Origin of the sequence: Streptomyces actuosus, assembly GCF_016921115.1 — a bacterium.
GTDB lineage: Bacteria > Actinomycetota > Actinomycetes > Streptomycetales > Streptomycetaceae > Streptomyces > Streptomyces actuosus_A.
In genome coordinates this window covers 1-417 of sequence record NZ_JAFFZS010000242.1, presented here as the reverse complement: position 1 = coordinate 417, position 417 = coordinate 1, and the positions used below count along the sequence as shown (strand labels likewise).

At 26.1% G+C, this 417-nt stretch carries 1 protein-coding gene; it reads right to left on the bottom strand.

From position 1 onward, the window contains the following. Positions 1–91: 91 nt before the first annotated feature. Positions 92–417, bottom strand: a 326-nt coding sequence (locus tag JS756_RS39150; RefSeq protein WP_205387510.1) for an NADH-quinone oxidoreductase subunit H, incomplete at its 5' end; no start/stop codon positions are given.

Genomic DNA, 417 nt, shown 5'->3' with positions numbered 1-417 from the left:
ATATTACGTAAGCTATTACAAGAGGTAATAAAACAGTTCAACATACTGACATTAATTGATCGAAACGTATTCTAGGGAAAGAAGCTCTAACTCAAATGAATACAAATATTAAGAAAGATGTTTTTATAGCTAAATTTATAGAAGAAGAAGATATATTTACAAATATATCATATAAAATAGAATTATTTACATCAAAAAATAAATTTAAAATAGATACAATAAAATCTAAAGGTAAAATACTTAAATAACCACCTAAAAATAAAATACTATTCAGAGCACAAATTAATACGATGTTAGCATATTCAGCTAAGAAGAAGAATACGAAAATACTAGCAGAATGTTCTGTCATAAATCCACTAACAAGTTCTGATTCAGCTTCAGCTAAATCGAAAGGTGGACGATTAGTTTCTGCTATAG